General features: G+C 46.1%; 23 protein-coding genes and 1 pseudogene. 13 read left to right on the top strand and 11 right to left on the bottom strand.

The features are described 5' to 3' along the window. Positions 1-85: 85 nt before the first annotated feature. Complete coding sequence (locus tag JGK20_RS06590; protein ID WP_293185343.1) at positions 86-277, bottom strand: NAD(P)H dehydrogenase subunit NdhS; 192 nt, start codon at positions 275-277, stop codon at positions 86-88. A gap of 198 nt (positions 278-475) precedes the next feature. After that, positions 476-1,546: an Mrp/NBP35 family ATP-binding protein gene (locus JGK20_RS06595; protein ID WP_293145049.1), complete on the bottom strand. Its 1,071-nt coding sequence runs from the start codon at positions 1,544-1,546 to the stop codon at positions 476-478. A gap of 189 nt (positions 1,547-1,735) precedes the next feature. Between JGK20_RS06595 and hemF the strand changes: the two genes are divergently transcribed. From hemF to JGK20_RS06605, 3 genes and pseudogenes are all read left to right on the top strand, one after another. Continuing rightward, on the top strand, positions 1,736-2,779 hold the full coding sequence (hemF, locus tag JGK20_RS06600; RefSeq protein ID WP_293185344.1) for an oxygen-dependent coproporphyrinogen oxidase: 1,044 nt from the start codon (positions 1,736-1,738) through the stop codon (positions 2,777-2,779). A 346-nt stretch (positions 2,780-3,125) separates the two neighbouring features. Beyond that, a pseudogene (locus JGK20_RS34440) lies at positions 3,126-3,257 on the top strand (zinc ribbon domain-containing protein); the annotation flags it as partial. A gap of 111 nt (positions 3,258-3,368) precedes the next feature. After that, the gene (locus tag JGK20_RS06605; protein ID WP_106149243.1) at positions 3,369-3,731 is read left to right on the top strand and encodes an STAS domain-containing protein; all 363 of its coding nucleotides are present in this window, start codon (positions 3,369-3,371) and stop codon (positions 3,729-3,731) included. 192 nt (positions 3,732-3,923) lie between these two features. Here the strand turns inward: JGK20_RS06605 and JGK20_RS06610 are convergent, their stop codons facing one another. Then, positions 3,924-4,574, bottom strand: a complete 651-nt coding sequence (locus tag JGK20_RS06610; protein ID WP_293185345.1) for a chromophore lyase CpcT/CpeT — start codon at positions 4,572-4,574, stop codon at positions 3,924-3,926. 113 nt (positions 4,575-4,687) lie between these two features. Next, positions 4,688-4,891, bottom strand: coding sequence for a hypothetical protein (locus JGK20_RS06615; RefSeq protein ID WP_293211927.1), 204 nt, complete (start codon positions 4,889-4,891; stop codon positions 4,688-4,690). Positions 4,892-4,914: 23 nt separating this feature from the next. Between JGK20_RS06615 and psb29 the strand changes: the two genes are divergently transcribed. Continuing rightward, complete coding sequence (gene psb29 / locus JGK20_RS06620; RefSeq protein ID WP_293185349.1) at positions 4,915-5,628, top strand: photosystem II biogenesis protein Psp29; 714 nt, start codon at positions 4,915-4,917, stop codon at positions 5,626-5,628. A gap of 328 nt (positions 5,629-5,956) precedes the next feature. On the opposite strand, the gene JGK20_RS06625 is transcribed toward psb29, so the two are convergent. Both JGK20_RS06625 and JGK20_RS06630 read right to left on the bottom strand, forming a co-directional pair. After that, positions 5,957-6,499, bottom strand: a complete 543-nt coding sequence (locus JGK20_RS06625) for a late competence development ComFB family protein (protein ID WP_293185350.1) — start codon at positions 6,497-6,499, stop codon at positions 5,957-5,959. Between the two features lie 212 nt (positions 6,500-6,711). Continuing rightward, positions 6,712-7,653 (bottom strand): M23 family metallopeptidase, encoded by a 942-nt coding sequence (locus JGK20_RS06630; protein WP_293229845.1) that lies wholly within the window; start codon positions 7,651-7,653, stop codon positions 6,712-6,714. Positions 7,654-7,869: 216 nt separating this feature from the next. Between JGK20_RS06630 and JGK20_RS06635 the strand changes: the two genes are divergently transcribed. Then, positions 7,870-8,970, top strand: coding sequence for a formylglycine-generating enzyme family protein (locus JGK20_RS06635; protein WP_366038591.1), 1,101 nt, complete (start codon positions 7,870-7,872; stop codon positions 8,968-8,970). A gap of 256 nt (positions 8,971-9,226) precedes the next feature. Here the strand turns inward: JGK20_RS06635 and JGK20_RS06640 are convergent, their stop codons facing one another. Further along, the gene (locus tag JGK20_RS06640) at positions 9,227-10,318 is read right to left on the bottom strand and encodes an acyltransferase (protein WP_293229848.1); all 1,092 of its coding nucleotides are present in this window, start codon (positions 10,316-10,318) and stop codon (positions 9,227-9,229) included. Positions 10,319-10,437: 119 nt separating this feature from the next. Between JGK20_RS06640 and JGK20_RS06645 the strand changes: the two genes are divergently transcribed. Together JGK20_RS06645 and JGK20_RS06650 are read left to right on the top strand one after the other, a co-directional pair. After that, positions 10,438-12,753, top strand: coding sequence for a cation:proton antiporter (locus JGK20_RS06645; RefSeq protein WP_293229851.1), 2,316 nt, complete (start codon positions 10,438-10,440; stop codon positions 12,751-12,753). A gap of 16 nt (positions 12,754-12,769) precedes the next feature. After that, a complete protein-coding gene (locus JGK20_RS06650; protein ID WP_293183663.1) occupies positions 12,770-12,928 on the top strand; it encodes a hypothetical protein in 159 nt (52 codons plus the stop codon). Between the two features lie 149 nt (positions 12,929-13,077). On the opposite strand, the gene JGK20_RS06655 is transcribed toward JGK20_RS06650, so the two are convergent. Both JGK20_RS06655 and JGK20_RS06660 read right to left on the bottom strand, forming a co-directional pair. Further along, positions 13,078-13,290 (bottom strand): RNA-binding protein hfq, encoded by a 213-nt coding sequence (locus tag JGK20_RS06655; protein ID WP_293183666.1) that lies wholly within the window; start codon positions 13,288-13,290, stop codon positions 13,078-13,080. 59 nt (positions 13,291-13,349) lie between these two features. Then, on the bottom strand, positions 13,350-13,496 hold the full coding sequence (locus JGK20_RS06660) for a hypothetical protein (protein WP_293183669.1): 147 nt from the start codon (positions 13,494-13,496) through the stop codon (positions 13,350-13,352). A 57-nt stretch (positions 13,497-13,553) separates the two neighbouring features. On the opposite strand from JGK20_RS06660, the gene dapF reads away from it, so the two are divergent. Both dapF and JGK20_RS06670 read left to right on the top strand, forming a co-directional pair. Then, complete coding sequence (dapF, locus tag JGK20_RS06665; protein WP_293183672.1) at positions 13,554-14,390, top strand: diaminopimelate epimerase; 837 nt, start codon at positions 13,554-13,556, stop codon at positions 14,388-14,390. A gap of 483 nt (positions 14,391-14,873) precedes the next feature. After that, positions 14,874-16,016 (top strand): hypothetical protein, encoded by a 1,143-nt coding sequence (locus JGK20_RS06670; RefSeq protein WP_293196276.1) that lies wholly within the window; start codon positions 14,874-14,876, stop codon positions 16,014-16,016. A gap of 258 nt (positions 16,017-16,274) precedes the next feature. Here the strand turns inward: JGK20_RS06670 and JGK20_RS06675 are convergent, their stop codons facing one another. Further along, positions 16,275-17,456: an aspartate aminotransferase gene (locus JGK20_RS06675; protein WP_293183762.1), complete on the bottom strand. Its 1,182-nt coding sequence runs from the start codon at positions 17,454-17,456 to the stop codon at positions 16,275-16,277. A 233-nt stretch (positions 17,457-17,689) separates the two neighbouring features. Then, the gene (locus tag JGK20_RS06680; protein ID WP_293196278.1) at positions 17,690-18,835 is read right to left on the bottom strand and encodes an iron-containing alcohol dehydrogenase family protein; all 1,146 of its coding nucleotides are present in this window, start codon (positions 18,833-18,835) and stop codon (positions 17,690-17,692) included. 194 nt (positions 18,836-19,029) lie between these two features. On the opposite strand from JGK20_RS06680, the gene JGK20_RS06685 reads away from it, so the two are divergent. The 4 genes from JGK20_RS06685 (at position 19,030) to JGK20_RS06700 (ending at position 21,764) form a co-directional block, all read left to right on the top strand. Next, positions 19,030-19,365 carry a DUF4437 domain-containing protein gene (locus tag JGK20_RS06685; RefSeq protein WP_293183678.1) on the top strand — a complete coding sequence of 112 codons (336 nt, stop codon included), beginning with the start codon at positions 19,030-19,032 and terminating at the stop codon, positions 19,363-19,365. A 99-nt stretch (positions 19,366-19,464) separates the two neighbouring features. Beyond that, positions 19,465-20,232, top strand: a complete 768-nt coding sequence (locus JGK20_RS06690) for an SGNH/GDSL hydrolase family protein (protein ID WP_293229854.1) — start codon at positions 19,465-19,467, stop codon at positions 20,230-20,232. 64 nt (positions 20,233-20,296) lie between these two features. Continuing rightward, positions 20,297-20,905 carry a hypothetical protein gene (locus tag JGK20_RS06695; RefSeq protein WP_293229857.1) on the top strand — a complete coding sequence of 203 codons (609 nt, stop codon included), beginning with the start codon at positions 20,297-20,299 and terminating at the stop codon, positions 20,903-20,905. 142 nt (positions 20,906-21,047) lie between these two features. Further along, a complete protein-coding gene (locus JGK20_RS06700) occupies positions 21,048-21,764 on the top strand; it encodes a hypothetical protein (protein WP_293183684.1) in 717 nt (238 codons plus the stop codon). Positions 21,765-22,016: the final 252 nt, after the last annotated feature.

The following is a 22,016-nucleotide window of genomic DNA, read 5'->3' on the forward strand; positions in this document are numbered from 1 at the left end:
ATTTGTTATTTGTGAGTGGGTACTAATAACCAATAACCAATAACTAATAACAAATAACAACTGACTAATGACCGCTGACTAATGACTATTTCGCGCGACCAGCCGTAGCATCCACAATATCCAATTGCGATAAGCGGAACGTGATCAGCTTGTCCCAATTGCCACCTTCAAACAATACCGCGACTTTCCCGTCGGTAACTCGCTGCACAAGTCCTTGAAAGCCGTAGTAAATCTCGCCCTTATCTTTAACTCGAACTGCCGAACCTGGAAAAATCATAATTCTTTGAATGTTAAGTTTGCTCTTTATAGCTTACCGTTTCTCGTTTCTAGTTCCCAAGCAGAGCTCGGGAATTAGGCAAACCTTCGCCAACAGGAGACAAAGCTGGGAAACGAAAGTTTGTGAGACTTCTCCCAAAAACTGTTGTGGGGCAGGCCGGAGAGCCTGCCCTTGACGAACTTTTGGATGAGATGTCTATTAGGCTAGGGCTGCTACAGAAACTTTACCAGCAATGCGACCCGCGATCGCCCGCAACTCCCTCGCCGAAGCAGAACCCGGTTGTCCCACGACAATTGGCACACCGGAATCGCCACCTTCCCGCAGCGGAATTTCCAGCGGAATGCGGCCTAACAGCGGCACTCCCAACTCTGCCGCCGTCCTTTCGCCGCCGCCGGAACCGAAAATATCGTATTGCTTGTCAGGCATATCCGGCGGCACAAAATAACTCATATTTTCCACAATTCCCAACACCGACACTCCCAACTGTTGGAACATCTTCAACCCCTTGCGGGAGTCCAACAAAGCCACCGTCTGCGGCGTCGTCACAATCACCACACCAGCCATCGGCACCGCTTGGGCCATTGTCAACTGCGCGTCTCCAGTACCCGGAGGCATATCGACAATCAGATAATCTAAATCGCCCCAATTCACCTGGTAGAGGAACTGTCGGATGATTCCGTTCAACATCGGGCCGCGCCAAATTACAGGCTGGTCTTTCTCAATTAAAAACGCCATCGACACTAATTTGACGCCGTAGTTGAATGCGGGTTCGAGGCTTTCTCCGCTTTTTCCATCCCTAACCATTACTTTCGCGTCCCCCAAACCCAACATATTTGGGTCGTTGGGCCCATAGATATCGGCATCCAGCAAACCCACCTTTGCGCCGGTTTGCGCCAGGGCTACTGCCACATTCACCGCCACCGTGCTTTTGCCGACGCCACCTTTGCCGCTGGAAATTGCGATAATATTTTTAACGCCTTCTATGCCTTGGCGATCGACCACTCCTTTCTGCTGCGGCGTCTCGGCTGTCACCTCCACAGCCACCTTTTCGACTCCTGGCAACTGTTTGACCGCTTTTTGGCAATCTTCGACAATAAACTCTCGCAGCGGGCAAGCAGGCGTTGTCAGCACTAAAGTAAAACTGACGACTCCGCCGTCAATTTTGATGTTACGAATCATGTTCAATTCCACCAAACTTTTTTGCAGTTCGGGGTCTTGCACAGGTCGCAGGATTTCTAAGACTGAACTAATATCGAGTGTACTGGGCATTGTGTTCTCCACCATAGCTCTGCAATTGTGTCAGTGAATGTTCGATCGCAAGTTTAAGTATATTTTTATTGCTATTTTTTAATGTAACTTCATAGCGATCATTTGCAGACCTGCGGTGGCATAATTACATGGCGACTGGATTTGGCAATCATCACCATCTAAGATTCAAATCTGACAACAGAAAATTTTATGACAGTTTCTACAACACTTAAAACCACGACTTCTCCGTTTTTGCCGCCCGCTGACTCTAGAGCTAGAGTCAGCCAATTTATGAAAAGCCTACAAGACGAAATTTGTCAAGCCCTCGAACAGGTCGATGGCGGCGGCAAATTTAAAGAGGACTCTTGGGAACGCTCCGAAGGCGGGGGCGGACGTTCTCGCGTTATGCGCGAAGGCAATGTGTTTGAACAAGGCGGAGTTAATTTTTCCCAAGTTTGGGGCGAAAGTTTGCCTGCTTTGATTCTGACCAAGCACCCAGAAGCTGCCGGTCACGATTTCTACGCCACTGGTACTTCGATGGTGCTGCACCCCCGCAATCCCTACTTGCCTACGGTTCACCTGAATTACCGTTATTTTGAAGCGGGCCCGATTTGGTGGTTTGGTGGTGGTGTCGATTTGACTCCTTATTACCTGTTGGATGAGGATGCAGCTCATTTTCACAAAACTCTGAAATCAGCTTGCGACAAACACCACTCGGACTATTACCAGACATTTAAACTCTGGTGCGACGAATATTTTTACCTGCCCCACCGCCAAGAAACTCGCGGTATCGGCGGCCTGTTTTTTGACTACCAAAACGCTCAAGGCCCGCTTTACCGCGACCAAAATGTCAAAGGGAAAGCTGCTGAGTACAGCAAAAATGTCGGAAACCCGGAGCCTAGAAGCTGGGAGTCGCTGTTCGCCTTCATACAGGACTGCGGCCGCGCATTTTTGCCGGCTTACACCCCAATTGTTGAAAAACATCGATCGAAAGCATACGGCGAGCGCGAGCGCGATTTCCAACTTTACCGCCGCGGCCGTTACGTTGAATTTAACTTAGTGTACGATCGGGGCACGACCTTTGGCTTACAGACCAACGGACGCACCGAATCGATTCTGATGTCCCTGCCACCTCTGGTACGCTGGGAGTATTGTTTCGAGCCAGAACCCAACTCTCCAGAAGCCGAACTCTACTCAAAGTTCTTAAAACCGCAAGATTGGGCGAATTGGATGCCTCAGCAGTCACCGACGTGAGTTAAACTACTGAGAAAGTCCTTAGCTAGCAATTAAGTAGACAGAATGGTAAACTTTTACACAAACACTCATAGTGTGCCATGTTCAAACCCTGCGCGATTTGCGAAAAAGCTTGGACTTTCAGTATCAAGTCACTACTTACTTATGCAAAAACCACGCAACTATAAGTAGAAGATTTAAATGTTGATCGGATGCCAAAAAATCACAAACTAGCGCAGGCAATAGCTGACTGTGGATTCTCTGAATTCAAGCGTCACCTAGAATATAAGGCGAAAAAGTTTGGTTGTGAAATAATCATTGCTGACCGCTGGTTTCCGCCCTTGCAAAACAATAGTCAAGCTGTGGGCATATCCAAGATATGCCACTGAAAGAAAGAACCTTCAACTGCGAAAGTTGTGGTAATTCGATGGACAGAGACTTGAAGGCAGCGATTAATTTATCACGCTTGGCTAAAGCGCGAAAGCTTACTGAGGGATAACCGCTCCCATGCTCCCTGTGAAGTAAGAAGCAAATGTCTAGACTTGTCTAGTATTTGTATAGCAGAAAGTAACCACCGCGATAAATAGTAATAAATTTGAGGGAAGGGTCAGTGATTCATATTGATCAAAAAACCCACACGCTATCTGACGGTACAACAGTTATCGTCTTAGCACCGACAGGACGGTTGGACATCACGACAGCTTGGCAATTCCGCCTCAAGTTGCAAGAGTGTATTTCCAAACTCAGCCGTCATGTCGTCGTGAATCTTGGTCAGGTAAACTTTATCGATAGTTCTGGCCTGACCTCGTTGGTAGCCGGTATGCGCGATGCGGATAAAGTTAAGGGCAGTTTCCGCATTTGCAATGTTCATCCAGAAGCCAAACTGGTGTTTGAAGTGACCATGATGGATTCTGTCTTTGAAATATTTGAAACAGAAGAAGAAGCTCTAGAGGGGGTGCCGCGCGCAAGTTAAGAAAACCGGGCGGTTGAAACCGCTTCTACACAAACTTGCACGTGCCTCCGCAGGTTGAAGAAGACCGGGCGATTGAAATCGCGTCTACACAAACTTGCACGTGTCTGGTGCAGGTTAAAGACCGGGCGGTGAAAATTACGCGATCTTCTTCTTTAGTCCGCGGAGGCGGACTTTGTTTCTGTAGACGCGGTTTCAACCGCCGTCCGATCCGATTCCAAGCGTATTGGCAAATATTTCAGAAGCAAAATCCTGACGCTTGACAAATCTAAAAGGGCCCATTAAAGCTCCCCAGATAGCCTTACCTGTCGTGGGGTTTATTCCTTTGTCGTAGCTGAGAAATTCCTCGTCTGCGGCTTCAAATCCCAAGTCTACTTGGTAAGTTTGCCCATCGTAGGTAAAGCAGCAACGAGTTCCCTCCGGCAGAGATGCCCGAAATCGATAGCGGTTTGAGCCTAAATTTTGCACCGCAACCGAGAGGGTGCAGCCGGGAAGAAGTTCGACTTGCTCGCCCTTGAGTTTTGCCAGTAAGTCGGGGTTGCGACCGGCTCCTTTGACGGCTGCGATATCCTTGAACATATAATACTGAGCTTCTATAAGTTCCGGCGCTGTCTTCACGTGCCTCAGTTGCACGATGCGGGGACGGTAGGGCTTGTCTAATTCTAGAATATTGGCTTGTTCGGCAAACAGGGCAATACTCGGTTCGTCCAAGAGAGGCACGGGCAGGGGTCTTTGCCAAAAACGCAGGTGGACGTACCACGCCGGATCTGCTAGCGCTTGTTCTCGGTTGTCAAATTCGCCCGCCATGTATTGGGCTAAAGCTCTTAATTCAGGAGAAATTGTCATGTTCGTTCGATTTTTGAGGATTGGGCTTGACAATAAAATTTGATTGTGGTAAGGGTTGCCCGAAGAGGGCCGGGCAAGTCAGAAGATGGGATTTATCAGCGATCCCAGAAGAGCTATGATTGTAAAGATACTTGGCTTTTGCCATCGTATTGCGACAGATTAATTGTTGCTGCCGATCGCCCGCAAAATCTTCTTGATAAAATTTTGCCTCGCAGTCTCGGCTGCACAGTTAAAAAAACTGGCAAATTTTGCCAGCCCGATCGCCAATTTACTCCCCCGACTTTACTCATGCCGCGCTGGTCCACTTGTGGCGGCACAATTATTTATCTATAAAACTCAGGTGAACAAGAACCGTACTGTTTCAGATACTAAGCGAAGTTTCTATACGATTCACACTCGACCGATTAACTCAATTTACCGTCGAGTGGTGGAAGAGTTGATGGTAGAAATGCACTTGCTTTCGGCGAATGTCGATTTTCAATACGACCCGATTTATGCTTTGGGCGTGGTGACAGCTTTCGATCGATTCATGCTCGGGTACGCCCCAGAAGCAGACAGACTTTCGATTTTTAACGCTTTGTGCAAAGCCCTAGAAGACGATCCCGATCGCTACAAGCAAGACGCTCACAGATTGGAAAGCTTGGCCGATCGCCTTGGAGGGTCTGAGTTGCTCTCGTGGCTCGATCGCTCTACCAGCTTTGAAGATACAGGAGATTTGCAAGCATCCCTAGGGGCGATCGCCAGCAACGCTCAATTTAAGTACAGTCGCTTATTTGCGATCGGTTTGTTCTCACTGTTAGAAAAAGCTGACCCCGAAATGGTAAAAAACCAAGAAACTCGCAACGAGGCGATCGGCAAAATCAGTGCAGCTTTGCATTTACCTGAAGACAAAGTTAGCAAAGATTTAGATTTGTACCGCAGCAATTTGGAAAAAATGGCCCAAGCGCGAATAGTGCTTCAAGATGTCATCCAAGCTGAACGGAAAAAACGTGAAAAACGAGAAACAAAAGTTACTGCCGGCCCCTCCGCAGACTCTTCTGAGAGCAATAATTAATTGTTTGAAGTCATTAGTCATTAGTCAGAAGGAAAAGGGAATTGTTTGTTTTAGGTGGCAAACAAACAATTCCTTTAATTTTTTTTTCAATTGTGACGGATGTCTTGTGACCAAAAAGAATTGGTTTAAAGCCGGAATCCCGATCGGGAGAAATTAAAATCAGACGATTCATTACTCCAATCCCACATCCCCCTTCCTTCTGCTGTCAACTGTCAACTGTCAACTGTCAACTGTCAACTGTCAACTGTTTCTGGCTCAAAAACTAAAAATCCCGCTTTTTGAATTGAGCGGGATCGACTTAACCAAAATAGAGCTGTTGGACGTGGTACTACGGCTGCGGCTCAAAATTAACGGCGTTAGCTTGCAGCCAATTGCTGAGATTTGACAGAACTTCGGTTCCAGAAGACGGCTTACCCAAAGCTGTGGGGTTTACGGGTTCAGGTCTGACCAAGTTGCGGTCGATCGCTGCGTTGACTTCTTTGGAAATCAAATCGTGAAGCTGCTCTTTAGCCCTAGCCCTTTGAAAGTGAGCTCCCTCTTCCGTCGTAGCGTACAGAGGGGGCAGCCTATTTAAAGCATAAGCCGCAATATCTCCCACATCCAGACTCTGCTCGCTGCTCGCCGCCTCAATTTCTGCCACCCTGGCGATCGCCTCGCTAAGCACCAACTCTTCCATCACATTGATGAACTGTTTGCGCGGCAGAACCACCACTTCTCCGGTCAACAAAGCTCCCATCAGGCGATCGAGAGCCATGTACTCTTCGATCGACAATTCAGAAGCCGTATTGCAGATTCGTCCCACCTCAGCTTCCATAGACGGCGTTAAATAGCCGTCTTGCAAAGCCTGTTCAACAATTTTTTCAATACTCATATATGCTTCCCGCTCAACGGCATCATTAATACAGTTTTGTTTTGTAAAGACGCAATTGCTGGCGTCTTGAGATTCGAGTTTTGAGGCTTGAGTTGAGAATTTTTGTACAAATCATAACCCAATAGTGATAACCCAGAACAGTTATCTACACACCCCAGCCACAAACTTACCCCATAATTGACTTTTAAATTCGTCAAAATCGGTAAAAAGTCCTACTCAACTCCCTGAAGCCGCCAAGGTACCGGATCGACAGACTGCCCGTGCACGTAAAGTCCCCAGTGCAGGTGAGGGCCTGTCGAAGCCCCCGTTGACCCCAAAGCACCAATTACTTGACCCGCTTTCACGAAATCGCCTTCCTTGACATCAATCCGGCTGAGGTGCATCAAAATACTTGCTACCCCTTGACCGTGGTCGATACCAACTACATTACCGTGGATTTTGAACCCTTGGGATTCGCGTCCCACGAGAGACACGCGACCGGCAGCCGGTGCAACTACAGGGGAACCGTAAGCGCCCGCGTAATCGACGCCGCGGTGGTAGTAGTCCTTAGCAAATACCCCATTATAGTACCGACGCACGCCGTAAATAGTGGTAATTTCGCCGGAGTTGGGGCGCAACAATTTGCCATCCCAAAATTTTTGGGGTGTCACCAGTGCTTTAAACGCGTCCACGCGATCGAATTCGGCATCGGTACCTTCGGAGTCTTTCCCAGGTGGCAGCCAGATGGATTGAGTGGGAAAATCTCGATCGCGCACTTGCACATTCAACTTCTGCACTTGTCCGTCACCGGAGACTTGAACAACGCGCGCACCGGGTTTCTCCAGTGGTGTCGTCGGTAGCAGGGCCCGAAAGCGATTATTGCCGATCGGAAAAGCAGGGTAATTTTTCTGCTGTAAAGACACTTTTGGAGTTTCCCCGCCGTTACCGTCAACCTGAATAATTACCGACAGCGTATCACCCAGTTCGGGATTTGGCGGCGTCACCTGCACCTGCAAAGCTTGCACCGGCGATACCAGACTGAGAATGCTGGCAACAATTGGGCCAGTCAAAATCGCCCTGTTCATGTTTGCTTTCAATAGCCTACACTCCAAAATAGCACTCGCAACTATTTTGGCACTTTGTCCGCAGTTAGCTCGATTCGCAGTTGCTGTCATTACCGATATCCTTAACCTTTGTCTAGCTAATGTTATACAAAGTAGCTAAATTTAGCACGCTTTGACTCAAAAAGGTAAAGGACTATTATGAGTTATGCTGCGCTGCATAAAAGATGAGATCAAAAAACCTTGTTCAAACATATTATAAGTTTTGAATATTTGACATATTTATTAGACAAATGCCACATTTGTAGATATTATAGAGGTTAAAATGCTATGCCAAGCGAGCAAAATAGACCCAAAGAATACGATGCCGTCCTTGGCGGTCAAAATTTAATTCCTATGAATGCGGCGGTACTGGGAGGAATTGCAGGCGTTAAAAGCCGCTTGGCATCGCCCGATGTTGCAGTGAGAATCGCTGCACTCTCCGATGCGCCCAAATATGGAGATGCAGGATTAGATTTGATAATTGGGGCATTGCAGGATGAGTCAATGCAGATAAAATTAGCGGCCTACTCACTGCTGAAGGATAAAAATGACTTAAAGATAAAACTACAGTTTTCCAAGTATTTACCCACATTTAAATTTGATGTCATCACAGTCGATTCCTCTGGCAAAGAAAACAGCCGCACTAAGTCATTTGCTCGCTTCTTCCCTGAAGACTTAGGTAACTCAACTTTACTGGAAATGGTTTACATTCCCGGTGGCAAATTTATGATGGGTTCTCCTTACAGAGAAGCAGGACGAGAGAATTGTGAAAATCCGCAGCATCAAGTTACAGTAGCCAGTTTTTATGCAGGCAAATACCCCATCACCCAAGCACAGTGGGAAGCAGTAATGGGAAACAACCTATCGTATTACAAAGGCGAAAAACATCCTGTAGAGCAAGTATCGTGGAATGATGCTGTCGAATTCTGTGACAAAATTTCGCTACAAACCGGGAAAAAGTATCGCCTCCTGAGTGAAGCAGAATGGGAATATGCCTGTCGTGCGGGTACAACAACCCCATTTCACTTTGGGGAAATAATTACCACTTATTTAGTTAACTATAGCGGACGCAAAGCCTCCGCAAACGCTTCCAAAGGACTCTACCGAGGAGAAACAACAGATGTCGGGAGTTTTCCCCCTAATGCCTTTGGACTGTACGATATGCACGGCAATGTTAGCGAATGGTGTGGCGATAAATGGCACCAAAATTATGAAGGCGCACCAACTGACGGAAGTTGCTGGGAAAGTCACGCAGGTAGGGGTAGAGTGGTACGTGGTGGCTACTGGGATTCTTTTGCGGTTCATTCCCGCAGTGCCTATCGTAGCTGGAATTCCGTGGGTAGTTGCGTCGTGGGCTGCGGTTTTCGTGTAGCTCTTGTTTTTGTCTAGTTTGTAGGGTGCGGATTCTTCTACAATCTGCAAATGCGATCGACAATCTCACAGCGACGCACCATGGAAAATAAAGTGCGATCGAACTAATTAAACCCTGTGGTGCGTCGCTTTTAGATTTTTCGATTTTTTACCGAGATTCTGGATTGCGACGCACCCTACACCTCAAAATCCCCCCCCTGCTGACGTATTGCGGTAAATCGATCGCAAGTTAAGCTCGATCGCACCGCACATCTCACAGATCCGCACCCTACAATTAGCTGGCTTGCGCCTTCGGAAGAAACATTTTTTCAACAATATTTTTCCGCAGATAAACTGTCAATGGTTTTTCGATGAAAGAGTAGAATATGCAGCCGACAACTACAGCAAACAATGCCACCATAGCCGGAGCAAAGAAACCGTCGAAATATTTTCCTAAATTTGCCTTTTGCACAATTTTTGTAGTTGCTGATATCACCGGGCTGTGGAGCAGAAATATTGAATATGAGGCATCGCCCAGGAAAATTAAAAGATAAGGAAGTCTCGGAGAATCCTTAAGGTCGATCGAAGTTGCAGCAACGATTAATATAGCTGCCAGCACTGCAAAAGTCTTGATCCGATCGAACTCAATGTTGCCCCAAGCCACAAACAGTCCTAAAATAACATATCCTAAATTTGCTATCCCAAATAATATCCATCTGTAATTAGTAATCTTATTGTTATATTTAAGCACGATATACGCAGCCAAGCCACCCAAAACAAATTCTAGATTCATATTTCCAAATACAGTATTCAGCAAGAAAAAAGCATCGGGAAATTGTATTACTTTAGAAAAATGTAGAAGTGTGACAAATAGCCAAGCCGACAGCAGAGGCACAGACTGTTTAGGTTTTAGCCAGATAGCTATGCTGAACAATACATAAAAATAAATTTCGTAAACTAAAGTCCAACCTACATCGAGAATTGGCTTGCCATATTGAGGAATCAATAGCAGCGACAGAATTATCTTGTCCAAACTTAAGTCTTGAGCATTAGCAAAACCTGGAATCAGTAGAAAGAAAAACACAACTGTCAGAGTAATTATCCAGTAGATTGGGTAAATTCGCACGCAGCGCTTGACTAAAAATGATTTTAACTGGTCTTTTTTACCGATCGCCGATCGGTGAACGTAGACCATGATAAAACCGCTCAATACAAAAAAGTAATCAACACCACTCCACCCAGCCTGAAATAAATTAAAAAAAGTAACTTGATTTAATCTTTCCGTGCTCATCTGGTTGACGTGAAACATTACCACCAATAAAGCCCCAATCCCTCGATAAACTTGCAAGAGATTAAGCTTTTTGTGAGGATTTGAACTCTTTGTCATTAGAAAATACCTTGTTCAAGAGTGGCAGTTGGGCTTGCTACTCAACTATAGTCAACGCCCCCCAACATAGTCAACACATTAAACACTATAATATAACTTTACACTTTTTTCATAAAGTTGTGCAAGAAGACTTCCGACTGATTGTTGACTTAGTTCTAGTTCTCGCTGCTGCCGCAGCAGGAGGACTCTTTGCATCGTTGTTGCGACAGCCGGTAATTCTCGGATACCTCCTGGGAGGGATCGTAGTTGGGCCGGCCGGTTTGGGGCTGATTAAAGAATTAGTTCAGGTAGACACCCTGGCAGAATTTGGTGTGGCTTTTCTGTTGTTTGCTTTGGGAGTAGAGTTTTCATTCGCCGAACTAAATCGAGTTAAAGCAATTAGTCTGGGCGGGGGGGGCTTGCAAATTGTGCTGACGATCGCCATTACTACTGCAATTTCCTTGGGTGTAGGCTGGGTAGAATCCCCTGCCCAAGGGGTGTTTTTAGGGGCAATCCTGTCGCTTTCCTCGACGGCGGTTGTACTCAAATGCTTGATGGAACGCAATGAAGGCGGTACTTCCCACGGACAAGTCATGCTGGGAATCTTGGTAGTTCAAGATTTGGCTTTGGGGCTAATGCTGGCAGTTTTGCCGGCCCTCAATCAGCCCGCAGAGGCGATCGGCATGACGGTAGTCTGGGCCCTGGTGCGGATCGGATTATTTGCTGCGGGTGCAGTAGTAGCGGGCATTTGGATCGTACCGCAGTTGCTGCGCTACCTCGCGAGAACAGAAAGCCGGGAACTGTTTTTGCTGGGAGTTGTGGTTTTGGCTTTAGGGATTGCGCTGCTGACAGAATATCTGGGTTTCTCGATCGAGATGGGCGCATTTGTGGCGGGTTTAATGATTTCGGAGGTGGAATATGCCGACCAAACTCTAACTTATGTCGAGCCTTTGCGAGATATTTTTGCATCCTTATTTTTTGTTACCATCGGAATGTTAATCGACCCGGTGTTTCTCTGGAACCATCTAGAGTTAATTTTGGGACTGGTATTTCTAGTATTTGTCGGCAAATTCTTGATTGTAACGCCGATCGTCCGATTATTTGGCTATCCCCTAAAAACAGCATTAATCGCAGGTTTGGGCTTAGCTCAAATCGGAGAATTTTCCTTTGTACTCGCTAGTTCTGGCCAAGCTATGGGACTGGTTTCGCGAAACGTTTACCTATTAATTTTAGGAACGACAGCAGTCACCTTGGTGCTGACGCCGTTTGTATTGAGAAGCGTGCCACAGTTATTCAAGTGGGCGGAAAATTTCGGGCCTTTGCAGCACTATTTTGACCAAACATCTCAACCTGTCGAAATAGCTGAAACTTTGCCGGAACAAAATCATGTTGTGGTTTGTGGCTACGGGCGAGTTGGCAGAAATTTAGTCAAAGTGCTGCAAAGCCGCAACTGTTCAATTGTGGTAATCGACGAGTCGGAAAGCAGAATTCAAGAGTGCAGAGTGTCAGGAATTCCTTACATTTACGGGAATGCTGCCAGCTTGCACGTATTGGAAGCCGCCGGGGTAGAACGCGCCAAAGCAATGGCGATTACTCTTCCCGATCCGATGAGCACTCGCTTGTGTCTGAAGCGGGCTTTAGAATTAGTCCCGGATTTGGATATTGTGGTGCGCGCCAACAAAGATAAAGATATTGAACTGCTTTACCAACTGGGGGCTTGGGAAGTTGTGCAGCCGGAGTTTGAGGCTAGTTTAGAACTGTCTGCCCACTTGCTAGCTGGTATGGGTTTGTCAGCAATGGCTATTGGGCGAGATGTGCAGCAAATTCGCAGCAGCCGCTATCTGGAATTGCGGCCGGCGCGGGAACCTTTGGCGGTTTCGCGGGATTTGAAAGTGGCGGTTCGAGATCTCAACGGCGATTGGTACAACTTACCGGAGGGCTCTCCCATTGGTGGGATGACTCTGGAAGAAACTAACTTGCGGCAGTTGACAGGGGTCAGTGTGATGGCGATCGTCCGCGAAGATGGCGAGGAAATTGATTATCCTAACGGGAAGGCTGCTTTGCTGTCGGGCGATCGACTTTTGGTAGTGGGTGAACCGGAAGAACTGATTAGTTTTGAGTTGCTGGCGAAGGGCGAAGTTGCTGTCCCCGAGGGCGACAGTTCTTGTCAGTGGTTGAGGTTACCAGCCAACAGTCCTTGGGTTGGCCAAAAACTGTCAGAGGTAGATTTGCTCACTCAGTATGGGGTGCAGGTGCGGGCGATCCGCCGGGAAGGGAAGTTTACTCGCTGGCCGGATGGAACTACTGATTTGCAAGAGGGCGATCGTTTGCTGCTGTGCGGCGGCTTCTACGAGCTCGGCTTGATGCAGCGGACGGCCTCGCCTCCGCTGCCGCAACCAGCCTTAAAGCTGCCTTTTGTCACCGCCCAAGTTAGCGAAAAGCTATTTAGCGATTAGTCATGGGGCATGGGGCATGGGGCATGGGGCATGGGGCATGGGGCATGGGGCATTGGTGCTGTCCGCGCGATCGAACGTTATTAGTCAGACGGAAGACGGAAGAGGAAAGACGGAAGAGGGAAGCCCTGTAGGGGATGTAACGGATGTAATATCAAATCCGGTAGCATCGGAATAATATATTTCAATTATGTAGTGCGAGCGTCTCGCTCGCGATTGGTTCGCGAGCGAGACGCTCGCACTATATAACTCCGATGCACCCGGAAACGATATAACGGATGGAAGGAAGAGCGAACAGGAAAGATTTTCCCCCTCTCCCCCTCTTCTTCACGCGTTGGGTTTGAGATAAGCAATTGCCGATCGCGAGATCAGAATTTGTGTTTCTGAGGCATCGAGGAGGCAAATGCAGCTATGATCCTGCCAAAAAATTCTGCCGGCTAACAAGTCGCCAGTCATCAGTTTGATCTCTAACTGTTCTTTGTCTTTGATGTAGCTTTGTATTAAGCGAACGCTGGGCAATCCGGTCTCAAATTCAGACATACTGGGAAATGGGTAAATTGGTTATTAGTCATTAATCATTAGTCATTAGTCATCGGTCATTAGTGCTGTCCCCGATCGCGAACAGCATTAGTCATTTTTTTGCTATCAACTGTCAACTGCTTGCGGGTTCGCGTAGACGAAGGGTCAACTGCTTTACCCGATCGCCCTTCGGCTACGCGAGCGGATAAACGCAGTCGTTGGGTCAACTATTAACTGTCAACTGTCAACTGTCAACTGTCAACTGTCAACAGAGGTTTGTTTTTATGTCGATCGAGTTTGCGAAGTATCACGGACTGGGCAATGATTTTATTCTGATTGACAACCGCCACTCCTCAGAACCAGTTTTAACACCAGAACAAGCTGTGTCCATGTGCGATCGACATTTTGGGATCGGCGCAGACGGCGTGATTTTTGCTCTTCCGGGTCAAAACGGCACTGACTATACGATGCGGATTTTTAACTCCGACGGTTCGGAACCGGAAATGTGCGGCAACGGGATTCGCTGTTTGGCTAAGTTTATCGCCGATTTGGAAGGTGAGAAGGCAAAAACTGAGTATCGCATCCACACTCTGGCGGGTGTGATTAGCCCCGAATTGCGATCGGACGGTCAGGTTAAGGTGGATATGGGACTTCCCCGGTTGCTGGCTGCGGAAATTCCGACAACTTTGGCGGCGCCAGATGCCAAAGTGATAGATGTGCCGATCGAAGTTGCTGATAAATCTTGGTCTGTTACCTGTGTCAGCATGGGAAATCCTCACTGCATTACGTTTGTAGAAGATGTTTCGGCTGTGGCTTTGGAAACTCTCGGCCCTCAATTTGAACACCACCCAGCCTTCCCGCAGCGTATAAATACCGAATTTATTCAAGTGATACGACGGGACTACGTAAAAATGCGGGTGTGGGAAAGGGGCGCAGGTGTTACTCTAGCTTGTGGGACTGGTGCTTGTGCTGCTGTGGTGGCTGGGGTGTTGGTCGGAAAGTGCGATCGGACAACTGCTGTTGAACTCCCCGGTGGCGTTTTGGAAATCGAATGGGCAGAAGTTTCTGGGCGGATTTACATGACTGGGCCAGCACAGCGAGTATTTACTGGTTGTCAGTAGTCAGTTGACAGTTGTCAGTTGACAGTTGTCAGTTGACAGTTGACAGTTGACAGTTGACAGTTGACAGTTGACAGTTGACAGTTGACAGTTGACAGTTGACAGTTGTCATTGGTCATTGCTCAAAAGGAGTTTTTTGTGGAATTAACAAACAAGAAAAATTCTTAAATTCCAAATTTTTCTTTAATTCTTTAATTATCAAGAATGCTCAATGACTAATGCCTTGCGCCTTGTGAAGTCATATCAAATCCGGTAGCATCGGAATAATATATTTGAATGATGGAGCGTGCGAGCGTCTCACTCGGGAACCAATCGTTCGCTATGGACGCTTGCACTACATAATTCCGATGCAACCGAAAACGATATCATAGGCTGAAGACTAATGACTAATGACAACTGTCAACTGTCAACTGTCAACTGTCAACTATCAACTGACTAAGCCTGAATTCTCAAATCTAAAATCTAAAATTAAGTAGGTGGATGTGCATGGCTGGAGGTATTTATCTGATTCAGGACGACGACAGGCTGGTAGAAATGATGGAACAGCCCTACGACTCGGAAGACCAGTTACAAGACTTGCTTGTAACTTATCCTAATCTGATTGCCGGAGATCAAATCGATCGCGCGACGGCGCGGAAGTGGCTGTTAATTTCACGGGAATCAGTGCCCACCGATGAGGAAACTGCCGTCCAATGGTCGCTGGATCATTTGTTTCTCGACCAAAATGCAGTTCCTACTTTGGTGGATGTCAGGCGCACTCCTAATGCTGCACTCCGGCAAAAAGTTTTGGGTCAGTCGATCGACTATGCTGCTAATGCGTTGGTTTACTGGCCAATAGATTCAATTATTGCTCTGTTTGAAGCCAATTGTCGCGATCGGGGTCGCGATCCCGAACAGATTTTTGAAGAGTTTCTCGGTGCGGATGCTAATGAAGACCTATTTTGGCAGAAAGTTAAAACTAATTTGCAAGCCGGTAAAATTCGCTTAGTATTTGTAGCAGACGAGATTTCCGCTGAAATGCGCCGAGTTGTGGAATTTCTCAACGAACAAATGGACCCGCTTGAAGTTTTGGCCCTGGAAATTAAGCAATATGTAAGTGAAGATGGTTTGAAAACCTTGGTTCCCAGAGTTATCGGTCAGACAGCCGAAGCACAGCATAAAAAATCCAACGCAATGCGCGAAAGAAGGCGCTGGGATGAATCGTCATTTTTTGCGGAAATCAAAGCTAGACAAGGCGCGGACGAGGCGCAAATGGCAAGAGCTATCTACCTTTGGGCAAAAAGTCAAGAACCCGAAATTCAAATCCATTGGGGAACGGGGGACACCTACGGCGGTTTCGCCGCCGGGTTGCATCACAGAGGCAGAAAACCATATCAGTTATTCACTGTAGATATTGCTGGCAGAATGGAGATTTCTGCTGACAATTACGGTTCCCAACCGCCATTTAATGCAGAAAAAAATTGGCTGGAATTGAGAAATAAGCTAAGTTCGATCGGTCTTTCGCTACCTACAGAACCGGGCGAGAGAAGGTCGCCGAGTCTGGCTTTATCTACTTTGGAAGACGAATTTGCCCTCCAGCAAGTTATGGAAACGTTCAACTGGGCGATCGAGCAAATTAAAACGTTATAGTCATTGGGAATTGGGAATTGGGAATTGGGAATTGGGAATTGGGAATTGGGAATTGGGCATTTAAATTAGACATCTCCAATAATTCTTGTGGAACAAGCATCCTGCCTGTTCAAAACTGGCTTTTCTGGAGATGTCTATTGCATATTCAGGGCAGGCGGGACACCCCACAAGATTTTGAGTCTTTTTTGATATACAATTTAAATGCAGAGCAGCTTATCACCAACAACTAACCAATAACCAATAACCAGTAACCAGTAATTAATAGCGAATGTTTGCTTGTTTCAAACGGCGCAGGGCTTCTCCCAGCCGATCGCAATCTGCAATCAAACTAACCCTCACATATCCTTCACCACCAGGCCCAAAAGCATTACCAGGAGTCACAACAACACCCGTTTGCTGCAAAACATTCAGGGCAAAATCTGTCGAACTCATGCCCTGAGTGCAAGGAACCCAAAGATACATTGCAGCCAGAGGTTTAGGAATATTCCACCCCAATTCTGCCAATCCTGCAACCATAAAATCGCGACGAGTGCGGTAGCGTTCCTGCACTTCGTGCAAGTAACTGTCGGGTAATTGCAACGCTGTTTCTGCTGCTGCTTGCAAGGCAGAAAATATGCCGTAATCTAAGTTAGTTTTTAAAGTTCGCAAACCTTGAATGATCCGGCTGTTTCCAACTACAAAACCGACTCGCCAGCCGGCCATATTGTAGGTTTTTGACATGGTGTGAAATTCAACTCCGATTTCTTTGCCGCCGGGAATTTCTAATAAACTTGTCGGTTGATAGCCGTCAAAGGCTAATTCCGCATAACACAAATCGTGAACCAACAAAATTTGATGTTTGTGTGCGAAAGCAACAATATCTTTGTAAAATTCGCGGGGGGCCGTTGCTCCGGTCGGATTGCTGGGATAATTAAAGTAGAGAATTTTGGCTTGTTCGGCTACGCTGTCGGGAATGGAACCTAAGTCAATTACCCAGTCATTCTCTGGTTTGAGGATGATGTTGTGAACTTTGGCACCGGCGATGATTGGGCCGCGAAATAATACGGGATAAGCGGGACTCGGTACTAATACTAAGTCGCCGGGATTGATATAGGCGATCGCAAAATGCGCTAAACCTTCTTTAGAACCCAATAAAGGTAATGCTTCCCCTTCTGGATCGAGTTCAACATTGTAGCGGCGGCTGTACCATTTGGTAATTGTACGGCGAAAACTGGCAGTTCCTTCAAAGGGCGGATAGCCGTGATTTGCAGGATTTTGGATAGCTGCGATGGCGGCTTCTACTACCGGTTGCGGAGTCGCACCGTCGGGGTTTCCCATTCCTAAGTCTATTAAATCTAGTCCTTGTTCGCGGGCGCGGGCTTTGAGTTCGTCGAGACGGGCAAATACGTAGGGCGGTAGTTTTTGCAACCTGTCAGCAGGGCTAATCCAATCCAAAGTCATTTTTTGTGTATCAGTTATTAGTTGTTTTTCGGGTTCGTAGTAAGGACTGAAGTCCTTTCTCACACAGTTTTTTAAGGACTAAAGTCCTTACTCCAAACTGTTTTAATTATTAATTTTTAATTGTCTCACAAGTTGTGCGGTAGAAAACATCGGATTTTGCCTGGTTAGTAGTAAGGATTTCAGTGCTTTCTAGGGCAACCTTTCAAGGACTAAAGTCCTTACTACAAACTTTTTTAATTCTTGATTTTCAATTCTCCCACAGGTGCGGTGGTAGAAACCATCGCTGCCATTAATTGTTCGGGAACAACTTTAAATGGCAGTCTGTGGATGTCCGAATTGGGATGGCAGGCTATTTCGGCGGCGCGCTGCAATTGTGTGAGGCTAACGTCTCCGAGTCCTAAGTTGTCTAAAGTTTGAGGCAATCCAATCTCGGCGTAGAATTTTAGCAGTTGCTGTCTGGCGGTTGCTGCTAGTTGATTGTTTTGCAGAATTTCTTCTAGCCGCAGTTGCACTAATATGCCGTAGGCAACTTTTTCGCCGTGCAATGTGCCGTGACTTGCTAATAGATGAGTTAGGCCGTTGTGGACGGCGTGGGCGGCGACGGTGCGACACCCGGCCCCGCCAATTCCGCCGATTACTCCTGCTAGCAATACGGTGGCGTCTGTGACTTCTTGCCAGGTTTCGCTACCTGGTTCTTTGAGGGCGGCGGCTGCTTTTTGGAACAGGATATCGCGCAGGATTCTAGCTTGTTGGACGGCAGAAATTATCAGAGTTTGTTCTGAGTGTCCGCTGCTGACTGATGCTTCGTACCATTTGGCGATCGCATCTCCAATTCCTGCTACTAATGTCCGCTGCGGTGCAGTTTGAATTAAGCCGTAGTCGAGGACTAGCAAATCGGGACATCTGGCTAATGTGACATCGTATTGGAACGCACCTTGTTCGGAATAAATGTTAGAAAGTGCTGTCCAAGCGGCGCAGGTGGCTGCTGATGTGGGGATGGTGACGATCGCCATTTGGCACTGATGGGCGAGAAGTTTGGCTGCATCCAAGGCTTTGCCGCCGCCGACGCCGATGATGAAGTCGGCTTTGTGGGTTTGGACGGCTGCGCGGAGGGTTTCGAGGCTGGTTTCGCTGCAATCCTTGCCGTAGGCTGTTTGCGCGGATTGTAGCTGTTGTTGTTCGAGGATTGGTTGCAGGTAGGGTTGGGCGGCGGCGAGGGAGTTGCTACCGCCGACTATTAGGGGCCGCTTTCCGAAACGGGCGATCGCATTTCCGGCTTGTGATAGAGCGTTTTGACCGCGCAATACACAGGCGGGAGCAATTGTCAAGGAATAAATTGCAGTAGGGGTGGCGGTTTTGGTGCTTTGGGTTTGAGTCATCGAACCAGTGGATGAGTGACGGGAAGGTAGACGCTTTGCAGGATTGCTGGATTTTATAGGATAACTCTAACTCGTGTTGGGCAACATGGTAACTTTTGTAAAGTTTTTATTAAGTATTGTGGTTGGGCATGGGCTGGGGGGGGTTGTAAGGGCGATCGGTATAATGAATGTACAGCACGGCGAGAATAAAACCTATGACTCAAAGTTTTCAAGACTTATCCACACAACAATTCGCTGATTTATCGGTGTTTCCTGGGACAAGTTGGGTGGTATTAGCTGAGCCTGTGCCGCAAGGATCGATTCATCGCTTGAAGATGAAGCAAGGTACAATTATTCCAGTTCATACTCATCCGGCTGATGAGTATGTATTCGTCGTTTCGGGTAGTCTTAAAACGGGCGATCGGGTGTGTGAAGCGGGATGCTTTTGGACAACCCCAAAAGGAACAAGACAAGGAGCGCATGAAGCGTTAACCGATGTAGAGTTAATCACTATTCGGCTGGGAGCAATGGGAGAATTTGAAGGAACATAACTTAGGATGAATGGATAGCTATGCAGCTAAATATCGCTAGTATATCGATATTGAGTTCTCCTAAGATATGACATTAAATTGCAGCGCAATTCCAAAAACATGGCAGTGAGCAAACCTACTATTCTGTCGATCGCTCTTTTATTAGTGCTAGGAAGTTCAATTTTCCTAAATATTCTGCTTTTGGGTCGAGCCAAACAGTATTATCGCGAACTCAATCAAACTCGCTTAGATCCTCTGGGATTGACCAACCATCCTATCAATGCCCAGCCAGTTACTAATACCAAGCAAACCCGTGTGGTTTTCTTTGGTGACTCCAGGGCCGCCAGTTGGACATCGCCCAATCTCGGTGAATATGAGTTTATTAACCGGGGAATTGCTTCTCAAACCTCTGTTCAGGCGATCGAGAGATTTGCCTATCATGTGAGTTCCTTAAAACCCAAAATCGTAATTATCCAAGTTGGTGTCAACGATCTGAAAACCATTCCCTTGTTTCCTGAAAGCAGAAATGCGATCGTTGCCAATTGTCAAGCAAATATTAAGCGAATTGTCGAAGAATCGAAGAATCTAGGTGCAGTAGTAATCGTGACTACTATTTTCCCAGTCGGAGAAGTGCCACTAGAACGCAAGCCTTTTTGGTCTGATGACATAAGTCTGGCAATTAAAGAAGTCAATACCTACATCGCCACCTTAGCTGGAGATAAAATTATAGTGTTTGATACATTCCCTATTATTGGCGATAGTCAGGGCATGATATTGCCGAAATATAGAAGCGATGAACTGCACTTGAACGGACAAGGGTATGAAATTCTCAATCAGAATTTGTCGCAACTGCTCAATACAATGGAACAGAAGAAAGTACAGAAATAGAAAATGTATAAAATTTCATTTTTGACACACAAACAATATATTAGTTAATGAGAGCCACAAAAATATGCCATACAGTCAATTCACAACCATTAGCAAGGTTAAAGAAGCCTTCAATTTAACCACAGTAGAAGGAATCAGATTTTTCCCTAAAATTGCCCCCATCCAACCCAGTATTAGTCTGGCGGCAACTCTGGAAGAAACTTTACCGCTTGCTGTAGCTACAGGCAGCGAAAAAGCCAGATCGGAGCTAATTATTAGCCCTGTGCTTGTAGAGGTTCGCCGCATTGTCAACCGTCAAATTAGTCTGTTCTCTGGGGAAGATTTCAACGTAGACGAATCTCTGGGATTGAATGGACGCTGCGACTTTTTGATCAGTTGTTCCACAGAACAATTAGCAATTGAAGCACCCGCCATTATTATTGTAGAGGCAAAACAGGCAGATTTAAAAACAGGAATTGGTCAGTGTGTTGCAGAAATGGTGGCGGCACAGAAATTTAATGAAGCTAAACAAAAACCTTTACCTACCCTCTATGGTTGTGTTACTAATGGTCTCCAATGGCAATTTCTTCAGCTTATTGGAAACGAAGTAACCATCGACCTGAATATTTACTCCTTACCGCCAGTAGAGCAAATTTTGGGTTTTTTAGTTTGGATGGTAAGGTTTGAGAATTGAGATTTTTGACGGATAAATCAAATAGAGTTTTCAACTTGTGCAGAACTTTTTGCGAATCCTGCCAAAAAACAGTAAATACTGTTTACGAATTGCTCAATTATTTTGACTTAGGCTATTAGTTGCATTTAAACTTATTATCAAAATGGGAAAGAAGAAATCTCTTAATGCGAAACGGCTCAAAAGAAATCAGGTTCAGGAATTAATAGAATCTGAGGGAAGACTGCATGAGGAGTTTACAAAGTTCTTTGAGGAGACATATAGCACTGGATACAAGAATCAGCCTCAAATTTATGAGTTATCAAATGATAGATTTCTATTTGTTTTCGATCCCAAAGGATTTTCAATTCCTGGTAGAGGAGATATTTACTCTAAAGAATATTTTGTGAGGAAAATTCGATGGACACAGAAGGTGAGGGATGACTATGCTAATAACCGGGGTAATTCTGTAAGTCATTGGATATATTTTTCAAAAAACAAATTACAGCTTGTTAACAAGGTTGATGAATTGATTAATGAGTTAACAATTTATTTAGATATTTTGGATGAGGAGTTGGATTATTCATACAAAAGTTTAGACATTGTATCTAGCAAGGCTGAAAGTTATGGATTTGAAAAACTTCAAGCTGATTTATACGATAATCTAGTTGCCTATGTAGGAGAGGTTATACGACGCAGAGTAAAAGGTGATTGGGTTATTAGAGAAGATTATCCAGGTTGTGAATACCCTACTATTCAAGTGAATAATGGCGTACTTATGCCTATTAATGTGGTGTGGCAAGAGCTAGGTAGGCTTGAATCAATAAATCTACGGCAAGAAGCTGCTAATGAAATAAGACGATTTTCACTCAGATATCGGTAGATGTCAAATTTTACTAGATTTAGATATGTTGCGCTGCTTAACATTTATTTGATGTCTTTTGCGGCGCTGTTTTAATTAAGCCGTAGTCGAGTATCAATAAATCGGGACATCTGGCTAATGTGACATCGTAAGTGACTGGAAGGTTGACGCTTTGCAGGATTGCTGGATTTTAGAGGATAACTCTAACTCGTGTTGGGCAACATGGTAACTTTTGTAAAGTTTTTATTAAGTATTGTGGTTGGGCCTGGGTTG

Origin of the sequence: Microcoleus sp. PH2017_05_CCC_O_A, assembly GCF_020738785.1 — a bacterium.
GTDB lineage: Bacteria > Cyanobacteriota > Cyanobacteriia > Cyanobacteriales > Microcoleaceae > Microcoleus.